This is a genomic window from Endozoicomonas sp. YOMI1 (assembly GCF_024606345.1).
Taxonomy (GTDB): domain Bacteria; phylum Pseudomonadota; class Gammaproteobacteria; order Pseudomonadales; family Endozoicomonadaceae; genus Endozoicomonas.
In genome coordinates this window covers 1-9,980 of sequence record NZ_JAHHPM010000362.1, presented here as the reverse complement: position 1 = coordinate 9,980, position 9,980 = coordinate 1, and the positions used below count along the sequence as shown (strand labels likewise).

Sequence of the window (9,980 nt, the reverse complement as noted above, 5' to 3'; positions counted from 1 at the left end):
ATTTGCTGCCACCGCAGTAGGGCAGTCTATTCTCGGACAGCCTCCTAGGAGGCTGTCGGACTAAACACTGACCTGCCAGCAACAGATTCTATGGCATTGGTGCCATTGTCAGCGTATCAGGATGCCGCCCGGGAATGCATGATGGTCGAAGCAGAGCCAGAAGGTGAGCCAGCTAATCAAAACGGTTAATAATTAATGATTTGAGACATATAGAGGAATATCGTCCTAAACTATTAGAAACCGTTAAGTTCAGGGAGTGAACACAAATGTCTCAGTTGATTCAGGAATTCAAAAGCGAGCACCTGCAAATCAGTGACCTGCTTTTACAAGCACGTGAAGTGGGGGTTGATAACCCTCAAGGCCGGGATTTGATACTTTCCGCCAAAAAAATGCTGCTGGCCCATTTAAACAAAGAAGATAAGTACCTGTATCCTGTATTGAGAGAAGCCGCTGAGAACGATGACAGCCTGAAGTCTACCCTGACTGACTATGCGCTTGATATGGATAAGATTTCTACCGACGTGATGGTTTTTTTCACCCTGTATGAAAATGGCGATAATACCAACGAAAACTTTCAGCAGGACTGCAACAACATCATCAAGGCATTGAGCAAGCGAATTAGCAAGGAAGAAGCAGTTCTCTACAAAACTTACGATAAAATCAAAGGTGCCTGAAGCCGCCAGCCTGAATGATCGGCTGGTTCTCAGCCGATCATCATTCCTCTCTAGCAAAAGACAAACCCCAGCAATACCACACCCAGAATCATCCGATAGATGACAAATGGCATAAGCCCGATACGATTGATAAATGCCAGAAAGAAATGCACACAGAGCCAGGCACTGACAGCCGATACCAGGGTTCCCAGCGATAGTGTCTGCCAGTCCACTGGCACACTGCTTTCCGCCAGATCCAGCATCAACAGGCTACCAGCGCCGAGAATCACGGGAATTGACAGCAGGAACGAGAACCGGGCAGCCGCATCACGGGTAAAGCCCATCATTAACGCCGCAGTCATGGTAATACCAGAACGGGATGTGCCCGGTATCAGCGCCAGCGCCTGGGCCAAGCCGATCAGCATCGCCTGCCTGAAAGACATCTGCTCCAGGGGTTGAATGCGCTTGCCTTTCAAGTCTGCCCACCCCAGCATGGCACCAAAAATCAGGGTGGTACCGGCAATAACCGCAACGGTGCGCATTGCCTCATCCAGCCCCATTTTTTTCAGGGCCAGACCAAATACCACGGCGGGCAATGTGGCAAAAATCAGATACCAGCCAAGACGACTGTTAACTGTAGCGCCCTTGCCCACCAGAGAGCCCAGCCAGTCCCGGGCAATGGCAAAGAGGTCTTTCCAGAAATAGGCAATGACGGCAGCCAGCGTACCAATGTGCACAGCAACGTCAAATGCCAGCCCCTGGTCTGTCCAGCCAAGCAGCTGGGCTGGCAGAATCAAATGCCCCGAGCTGGAGATGGGAAGAAATTCGGTAATGCCCTGGATCAGCGCCAGGATAATGGTCTGTAGAGTGTCCATAACGATCCCTCCGCGTTCCTAACGTTCTGATTTTTTCAGAGCCACCTTATCCCGAAGATAAACCGGCATGGCCTGCTCCGCAGACAGCCCTTTACCCCGTTTAAAGTCGGCAGCAGCCAGTAGGGCTATATCATGGGCCTTGGGCCAGGCTTCAATCTGACAAGCAACCACGGTGGCAGACAGTCGATTTCTGAACGTCCAGCCAGTGCCCATCCCAAACCAGTGGCCTTCCATAACGGGTACCACAACATGTTCTGGCAGGGTCACTATTTCCGCTGCAACCGGCACCATTAATCCATCAGACTCGGAAAACGCGCCCCAGTAGACCTCATCCATTCTGGCATCAATGGCGCTCAACACTTTTGATGCCTTGTGCTCCCTGAGTCCCTGCTGAGCCAAAGCAGCCAGCGTCGAGACCGGGACCACCGGAAGATCAACCGCAAACGCCAACCCCTGAACCATGGCGGTAGCCACCCTGAGGCCGGTAAATGCTCCGGGCCCCCGGCCAAAGGCCAGGGCATCCAGCTGCTTAAGGCTTAAACCGGCCTGAGCCAGAATGGCTTCAACCATTGGCAGCAGATCACGGCTGTGTCGGCGGGGGGTCAGCTCAAAGCGTTCGATCACTTCGCCATCAAGGTTAAGGGCAACAGAACAGGCTTCCGTTGCGGTATCAAGAGCAAGCAGTTTCATGGGGAGTCTTTACTGTTATGGTGAGCGTCAGCAACATGGCTCGGTATATGGGCGCTATTTTGAAAAGACCGGCGGTTCATTACAACCGTATTTTCAGTAATTACAAAAAAGTCGGCGGCGTTTTTTCACACCCCCGACTTTTTGTTTTGCTTGGCAATCAATGCTCAGGCATCAATCTCAGGCAATAACGGGCTTCAGCGCGTCCAGAACCTGCTGCCTGATCTCATCAACAGAGCCAACACCTTCAATGCGACTGTAACGGCTATCGCCACCCATTTGCTGATAGAACTCAACCAGTGGCGCAGTCTGATCATGGTAGACGCCCAGACGCTTGCGAACAGTCTCTTCTTCATCGTCTGCACGCTGCACCAGGGCTTCACCCGTCACATCATCCTTACCCTCTTCTTTAGGCGGATTGAATACCACATGGTAAGTACGACCACTTTCCGGGTGTACGCGACGACCACTCATGCGCCTGACGATTTCTTCATCATCAACAGCAATTTCAACAACGTGGTCAATGGCAACACCGGCATCACGCAGGGCTTCTGCCTGGGGAATGGTGCGTGGGAAGCCGTCAAACAGGAAACCGTTGGCGCAATCACTCTCAGCGATACGCTCTTTGACCAGGGCAATGATGATGTCATCAGAAACCAGTGCCCCGGAATCCATCACGGCCTTGACCTTGTTGCCCAGTTCAGTGCCGTTTTTGATGGCAGCCCGCAGCATATCCCCGGTAGATATCTGAGGGATACTGTACTCTTCCATGATAAATTGGGCCTGAGTTCCTTTACCAGCGCCCGGTGCACCCAGCAGAATAACGCGCATGAAAAACTCCTGTTGCCAGCCATCCGTTCTCTGCTGAAAGAGATCGTATTATAGAGACATCGTCTGGCTTGGAATGTTTGACAAATTTATTGACGTATTCAATAAAAAGCGAACAAGCATATACAGCCGGAAGCCCGGTGACAATAGAGAATGTTTTAACGCCATTATGGCTATTACTGCTTTTCAACCACCACACTCCCGATGGAGTAACCTGCTCCGAAAGAGCAAATGACACCTTTATCCCCCGCTTTCAGATCCAGCGAGTGTTTATGAAAGGCAATGATTGAACCGGCTGAGCTGGTATTAGCATACTCGTTGAGAATCACCGGCGCTTCCCGGGGCTCCGGCTCACGCCCCAGCAGCTTGCGCGCCACCAATTGGTTCATATTCAAGTTTGCCTGATGCAGCCATAAACGGCTCAAATCACTGGGGGTAAGCGCAAGAGATTCAAGGTGGTCAGAAATATGCTTCACCACCTGAGGGCAGACTTCTTTAAAGACCTTCCGACCATTCTGGACAAACAGTTTGTCTGGCTTGCCGACACCCGTTTCATCCGCACGATTCAAAAAGCCAAAGTTGTTGCGAATATTATTGGAAAACTGAGTCCACAGGTGACAGCCGAGCACCCGGTAGCCATCTTTACGCCTGGCAATGTCTTCACGCTCAAGCAATACGGCTGTACAGGCATCACCAAAAATAAAGTGACTGTCCCGGTCGCGGAAGTTCAAATGACCTGAACAAATTTCCGGGTTCACCATCAATACCCGTTTTGCCGACCCGCTGCGAATAGCATCGACGCCAGCCTGGATACCAAAGGTAGCCGAAGAACAGGCGACGTTCATGTCATAACCATAACCACCACTGAGAAACTGCTGAATCTCAACGGCAATGGCCGGGTAAGGGCGCTGCATATTGGAACAGGCGACAATAATCATATCCACGCCGGATGGCCCTACCCGGGCCTGGGCAAGTGCACCTCTGGCAGCATGGAGTGCCATTTCGCACTGGACAGAGATATCTTCATTAGAACGCTCCGGAATTCGTGGAACCATGCTCTGCGGATCAAGAACACCCTCTCGGTTAACCACGTAGCGGTTAACGATTCCGGAGGCTTTTTCAATAAAGTCACTACTACTTCGGGCCAGCGGTTCCAATTCGCCGGCTGCTATGGCCTCTTTGTTCTTTTCATTCTCCCGGTCGACCCAGGCATTGAATGCATTGACCAGCTCATCATTACTGATGGCCCCCGGCGGGGTATATAACCCGGTACCACTGATCACTACTTCCGGCACAATCACTCCATCACATGCTTATTGTCTTTTATTTTTCGCATCTTATAGCAGGGTAATTACCAAGGGAACTAATAACTACACGACCATATGAAATTATGGTTTCTGGCTTATTGTTCAGACACTCTGCCTCGTTGTAGCCTGATAGTAAAACCAGTAGATGGAAAGAATGAAGGCGAATAAATAGACAACCAAACCGAATCTCAGTTTTTTTCTCAACAAGGCAATGGCAGCAATAAACCAAGCAGAAACAAGAGTGGAAACCTGGCGAACCTGCACAATGAATATCCCCCGAACCGGCTGTCGACCACACTCTGTCATCGACAGCAATGGTTTTAACGAAATCAGGACTTACCAGTTCCCCGCTTCTGTCTTGATGCCTCCAGCTCCGGACTATTAGCCCCAAGGCTCCAGTTTCCCGGTTCCTGCTCCTCAATGACCACCCAGACCGCCTGATGAAAACGATCCTCACCACCTGCAGCAACTTCCACCAGCAGCTCAGAGATTCCATCCATCACTTCCTGCTTCTGGATTTCATTAAACAGCCCCTTGACCGTTTTCACAGAAACAAACGGCATAAGCATTCACCTCACAATAAACTTCAACCCTCACAGATTAGCTCATTTTCGCCACAGTAAATCTGTGAAAGGTCTGGGTTGATTCAGGATACTGAATTGCGACACATTGGCTCCAGATCATGCTCAGGAAGCAGACTTCGCTAAATGTTCGGGAGGGACAGGCTGAAAAAAAGGGAAAAGGCTTTTAGAGCCTGTTTGAAAACAGTGTAAGAATAGTCAAATTAAAAAAGCTTCTACACTGGCATCTTTGTCTTGAGAAATAGCATTGGCGAGACACGGAGTATGTTGAAAGTCCAAAGTTTAAACATTTATTCTTCACAAATGATTCAACCAACGAAAAAGCTAAAGAATAGATCGTGGTTTACTGAGCATAATGTGAAGTGCCTTGCTGACCAGAACTCTGCCGGCACTCCGTTTTTTTTTGTAGATTTCTAACAGGCATAGGAACTGGTGGTTCACAGCCCTGATCAGAAAGTCATTACAGGTATCAAACCGGGAGTGCACCGGATGTGAGCGTTATGATCTCTGTAGGGCCTTTGCCAGTCCTTCAGAAAGATCCGTCCGGCCTATAAAGGTTGGCGTTAGTTTATCAATCAAATCCTCTGTCGGACGCCCACGAAGGGCAAAATCATGCAGTATAGTGAGCATTGTTTTTAAAATATTTCTCCCGCAATTATTGTAAGTTTGATCCGCGTAATAGGAATTGAAGGGGTGACCAAGTGATATCGTAAATATTCTCCAGCTGATGCCAATATTTCTGGCTATTGGTAATGCTGCTGGAAAGTTAAAATTACTTGAGTCCGCTGACTCTTCCATCGCTTTTATTACTTCCAGACACGACACGTCAGAATAAACCTCAGTGAATTTATCAAGCTGTTCTGAGTTTTGGTAGAGAATGTTGGTACTTTGTAACAGGTCAAGCTTTGTCACTCCAGAATCCAACCCTTCCTGAGAAAAATAGCGTTGGAAAAAATCAGTTATGGTGCTTTTCAGATTCCCCCGGTTATACTCATGCGCCTGAGAATACTCGTTGAAGTGGCCGCTGGCAAACGCAAACTCCATAAGCTGATTGTGGTTTAGAAAGGACAGTTTCTTATCAATCCACTGATTCAATTTAGGAAACTTGGCGGCGAAATCATCCTGCCCGGCAAGCACTAGCTGATCTGCAGCGTTTTCTGCCATAGCGTTATGAATTCTAATCACACGTTCTAAAACTGAAGTTCGGTTTCGTTGATCGTAACCCAAGTCATTAGCAAGATAACGTAGCACCAAATCAGCTGCATCCCCTTCTGTCACTCTGGGTTGCTGGGGCTGATCAGGAAACAGGCTATACGGTGGTGGTGCATTGGCCGGAGAATTGCTGCCAGAAGCATTGGTATTGGTAGAATAAGGAGGAGTACCAGTTCCGTGAATCATCATAATAACCTCAATTATTGGCTTGATAACATGGACAGCCATTTACTCAGATAGTTCCACAAAATAAATAAATTTGACTCGGCTGGCCTTGCCTTTTACCTCTTTCTCACGCAGACGCTGTTGAGTCCTCAATGCAACAACCCCTTAATCTGAACATGGTGAAATGCGGGTATTCAGGAGCGAATCACGGGTAGTGACCATGTTGGGACCGGTGGATGGAGTTAAGCTGGCATGGGCCTATAAACTGCAGCGCCATGAAATAGAGGCGATTTCGGCAAACGCCAGAACATTATCAGCATTGATCTCTCCCTGCGCATTCAGCATTGACGTTTCCCTGCGCAGGGAGTTTTCTGACTTAGCCAGTATTGCGCATACCTGCAGCAATACCGGCGATGGTGATCATCAGTGCCTGTTCAAGCTGCTCGCCCACTTCAGCATCCTCTCCCGCCATCTTTTCATGGGAGCGAACCCGTTGCAGCAGCTCTGCCTGAAGGAAGTTCAGTGGATCAGTGTAAGGGTTACGCAGACCGATGGCTTCTTTGTTCTGCGGGTGTGATGACATCAGCTCATCCCCCTCCTTGAGATCCAGCAGCACTTCAATGGCAGACGACAACATTCGTCTGAGCTTTTCGCCCAGGTAGCGGAGATGATCGGGTACCAGCTGATCTTCATAATACCTGGCCAGTTGAGCATCGGTCTTCATAAAGACCATCTCCAGCATTTCCAGACGTGCCTTAAAGAACGGCCAGTCGGTCATCATTTCTTCCAGCACATCCCGGTTGCCATTATTGACCGCATTCTCCAGCGCTTCGCCACAGCCCAGCCAGGTTGGCAGCATAAGGCGAATCTGTGTCCAGGCAAAAATCCAGGGAATAGCACGCAGACTTTCCACACCACCGTTGGGTTTCCTCTTGGCAGGACGGGAGCCAAGCGGCAATTTACCCAACTCCATTTCCGGCGTTACTGCCCGGAAGTAAGGCACAAAGTCAGACTCTTCACGGACAATGCCCCGGTAAACCTTAACGGAATCCGCTGACAACTGATCCATTACCTCACGCCACTCCTGTTTTGGCACTGGCGGAGGCAACAGGGTTGCTTCCAGTGTGGCGCTGGCATAAAGCATCAAACTCTGTACCGCCACTTGTGGGAAGCCAAACTTAAAGCGGATCATTTCACCCTGCTCAGTCACCCGCAGGCGGTTATTGACCGAACCCGGAGGCTGGGAAAGAATCGCCGCATGAGCCGGGCCACCCCCACGGCCAATGGTTCCACCGCGGCCATGGAACAAGGTCAACCTGACATCGGCCTCAGCGCACACCGCCGTTACCTCTTCCATGGCACGATACTGTGCCCAGCCAGCAGCCATCCAGCCCGCATCCTTGGCAGAATCAGAATAACCAATCATGACCATCTGGCCACCATGGCAATAACCGCGATACCAGGGCAATGAAAGCAGATGACGAATACACTTAGCCGCGTTGTCAAGATCGTCCAGTGTTTCAAACAGTGGGGCGATGGGCATGTCGAAATCCACGCCACACTCTTTCAGCAGCAGAGCCACCGCCAGTACATCCGATGGCTGCTTAGCCATGGAAATCACGTAGCAGTTCAATGCCCTGGAGCCCTCGGCGGCCACCACACGACAGGTGTTTAAAACCTCCTGCACGTCCGGTGATGGCGACCACTTAAGTGGCCCTTTGGTATTCGGCAAAAGGGGTCTTGGGTTTTGCAGCTCTTTCAGCAGGAAGCTCTGTCTTTCCAGTTCTTCCCAGTGCTGATAATCCCCCAGGCCCAGGGCTTTGGTCAGCTCACTGAGTACCTGGGTATGACGGCCAGACTCCTGACGGATATCCAGTTTAATCAGCGTCAGACCAAAGCAGTACGCCCTTCTCAGGGTATCCAGCAAAGGGCCATCGGCAATAACACCCAGGCCACAGGCGTGGAGAGACTCGTAACACAACCTTAACGGCTTGATCAGGTCGTCATTATCAAGAATGACACCCTCCGTCGGTGTGACATATGCATCCCCGGGTCTGGCCAGACCTCGCTCACACCACTGACGTGTATCCTTCAGTTTTTCCCGCAACTCTTTTAACACAGACCAGTAAGGTTCCCGTGAGTCACCCACAAGCGCCCGCAGTTCATCACTGCAATCGTTCATGGAAAGCTCACTGATCAATGGTTTCAGATCTCTTAAAAACAGGTCTGCAGCCATCCAGCGACTGAGCAGTAACACTTCACGTGTCACTGCAGACGTTACAAATGGGTTACCGTCCCGGTCGCCCCCCATCCAGGAAGAAAAGTGCACGGGTACCGCATCAATCGCCAGCCGCTGACCGGTGACCGCTTGCAGGCGCTCATCCATCTGACGGACAAACTGTGGCACCGCATGCCACAGGGAGTGCTCAATGGTGGCAAAGCCACCTTTTGCTTCATCAACCGGTGTTGGTCGCTTACTGCGAAATTCATAGGTATGCCATGCCTGGGTGATCAGCTGGCGAATGCGCTGTTCAATGCGCTGTTTTTCGTTATCACTGAGAGACTGGTTTTCCAGATCATTCAGGCACTGGAATACCTGCTCATACTTTTGAATTAATGTACGGCGGGTTACTTCTGTTGGGTGCGCAGTAAGTACCACCTCGACATCCAGCTCAGATGCTTTCTCAGCAATCTGCTGATCACTGAAACCTTTCTGTTTCAGAGCATTGAGCAATTCACGAAAGTGATCGGGAACACAGTAGCTGCTTTCACAGTCTCTGGAGACCAGGTGAAACTGCTCGGCAATATTGGTGAGGTTCAGGAAATGGCTAAAAGACCGTACGACAGGTACCAGTTCATCATCAGGCAGGCTGTGCAGAAGGTCTAAGAGCGCCTGCTGTTCATTCATACCGTCATCGCCCACTGCATCACTGCGGGCCGCTTTGGACAATTGACGAATAGACTCGATTTTATTGAAGAAGTCTTCTCCCTTGTGGTCCCGGATGACGTCACCCAGCAAGGTACCCAGCATATTTACATTTCGACGCAGGGACGACGGGTTCTCTGTTGGCTTTTCTGACATGGCTATTTGCCTTTCGATGTTATTCCGACCCACTTTGCCTTCATAAGTTGTCATGGTAAGCCCGCCCCATTGAATGCAGGTAAGTAGTTAACCAACTACTTATAGCCCATGACAATTTACTTTTTAAATGAGCACAACAAAGCGCAGCCTATACCAGAAACACGTAAGAAAAAAGGGAAATCACCTACCCACGAAAAAAACCACATCATCACAGAAAAACACCACATTCCCTTTTAATTTCTTCAATATTCAACACAGCACAACAAAACACAGTCATCTTTATCAGCAAAGCCGGTAGACGATTGAAATGAGAAGGTCTCCATTGGAGCCTACATAGCACTGGCATTTGCTGTCGTATTCTTTTCTGGACTCCTGAAGTCCAATGAGTGGTAAGGTGTCTTTGACTTAACCACCCTTAATGGCAGCTTTTGTAAGCTGATGAAAGACGCTATTGGTGGCATGTCCGCTTTCCGTGGCGTGGGTGGTAGCGGTGCAGCCGAATGTAGGCGAAACAGTTTTGCTGTGTTTAATGTGCAGTAAGTAGTTGGCCAAATGGAATCGTATTTTCTGGCTAAGTGGGCAGTTACTAT

Annotated in this window: 9 protein-coding genes; 1 reads left to right on the top strand and 8 read right to left on the bottom strand. The window is 49.9% G+C overall.

Annotated elements, in window-relative coordinates:
• The first annotated feature begins 266 nt into the window (after window positions 1-266).
• Window positions 267-674, top strand: a complete 408-nt coding sequence (locus tag KDK15_RS12995; protein ID WP_257295808.1) for a hemerythrin domain-containing protein — start codon at window positions 267-269, stop codon at window positions 672-674.
• Between the two features lie 50 nt (window positions 675-724).
• On the opposite strand, the gene KDK15_RS12990 is transcribed toward KDK15_RS12995, so the two are convergent.
• From KDK15_RS12990 to KDK15_RS12955, 8 genes are all read right to left on the bottom strand, one after another.
• Window positions 725-1,528: an undecaprenyl-diphosphate phosphatase gene (locus KDK15_RS12990; protein ID WP_257295807.1), complete on the bottom strand. Its 804-nt coding sequence runs from the start codon at window positions 1,526-1,528 to the stop codon at window positions 725-727.
• Between the two features lie 18 nt (window positions 1,529-1,546).
• Complete coding sequence (gene tsaB, locus KDK15_RS12985; RefSeq protein ID WP_257295805.1) at window positions 1,547-2,218, bottom strand: tRNA (adenosine(37)-N6)-threonylcarbamoyltransferase complex dimerization subunit type 1 TsaB; 672 nt, start codon at window positions 2,216-2,218, stop codon at window positions 1,547-1,549.
• A gap of 177 nt (window positions 2,219-2,395) precedes the next feature.
• On the bottom strand, window positions 2,396-3,046 hold the full coding sequence (gene adk, locus KDK15_RS12980) for an adenylate kinase (RefSeq protein ID WP_257295804.1): 651 nt from the start codon (window positions 3,044-3,046) through the stop codon (window positions 2,396-2,398).
• A gap of 173 nt (window positions 3,047-3,219) precedes the next feature.
• Window positions 3,220-4,338, bottom strand: a complete 1,119-nt coding sequence (locus KDK15_RS12975) for a beta-ketoacyl-ACP synthase III (protein ID WP_257295803.1) — start codon at window positions 4,336-4,338, stop codon at window positions 3,220-3,222.
• A gap of 341 nt (window positions 4,339-4,679) precedes the next feature.
• Entirely contained in the window at window positions 4,680-4,913 is a 234-nt protein-coding gene (locus KDK15_RS12970; RefSeq protein WP_257295802.1) for a tautomerase family protein, read from the bottom strand.
• A 516-nt stretch (window positions 4,914-5,429) separates the two neighbouring features.
• The gene (locus KDK15_RS12965) at window positions 5,430-6,371 is read right to left on the bottom strand and encodes a hypothetical protein (protein ID WP_257295800.1); all 942 of its coding nucleotides are present in this window, start codon (window positions 6,369-6,371) and stop codon (window positions 5,430-5,432) included.
• A gap of 313 nt (window positions 6,372-6,684) precedes the next feature.
• Window positions 6,685-9,390 carry a phosphoenolpyruvate carboxylase gene (gene ppc, locus KDK15_RS12960; RefSeq protein ID WP_257295810.1) on the bottom strand — a complete coding sequence of 902 codons (2,706 nt, stop codon included), beginning with the start codon at window positions 9,388-9,390 and terminating at the stop codon, window positions 6,685-6,687.
• Between the two features lie 405 nt (window positions 9,391-9,795).
• On the bottom strand, window positions 9,796-9,980 hold a 185-nt coding region (locus KDK15_RS12955; RefSeq protein ID WP_257295799.1), incomplete at its 5' end, for a hypothetical protein.

Bases quoted from the DNA above. Each gene is read 5' to 3' on its own strand.
- KDK15_RS12990 (WP_257295807.1), bottom strand. From the start codon at position 1,528: ATGGACACTCTACAGACCATTATCCTGGCGCTGATCCAGGGCATTACC.
- KDK15_RS12965 (WP_257295800.1), bottom strand. From the start codon at position 6,371: ATGGCTGTCCATGTTATCAAGCCAATAATTGAGGTTATTATGATGATT.
- KDK15_RS12995 (WP_257295808.1), top strand. From the start codon at position 267: ATGTCTCAGTTGATTCAGGAATTCAAAAGCGAGCACCTGCAAATCAGT.
- tsaB (WP_257295805.1), bottom strand. From the start codon at position 2,218: ATGAAACTGCTTGCTCTTGATACCGCAACGGAAGCCTGTTCTGTTGCC.
- KDK15_RS12970 (WP_257295802.1), bottom strand. From the start codon at position 4,913: ATGCCGTTTGTTTCTGTGAAAACGGTCAAGGGGCTGTTTAATGAAATC.
- adk (WP_257295804.1), bottom strand. From the start codon at position 3,046: ATGCGCGTTATTCTGCTGGGTGCACCGGGCGCTGGTAAAGGAACTCAG.
- ppc (WP_257295810.1), bottom strand. From the start codon at position 9,390: ATGTCAGAAAAGCCAACAGAGAACCCGTCGTCCCTGCGTCGAAATGTA.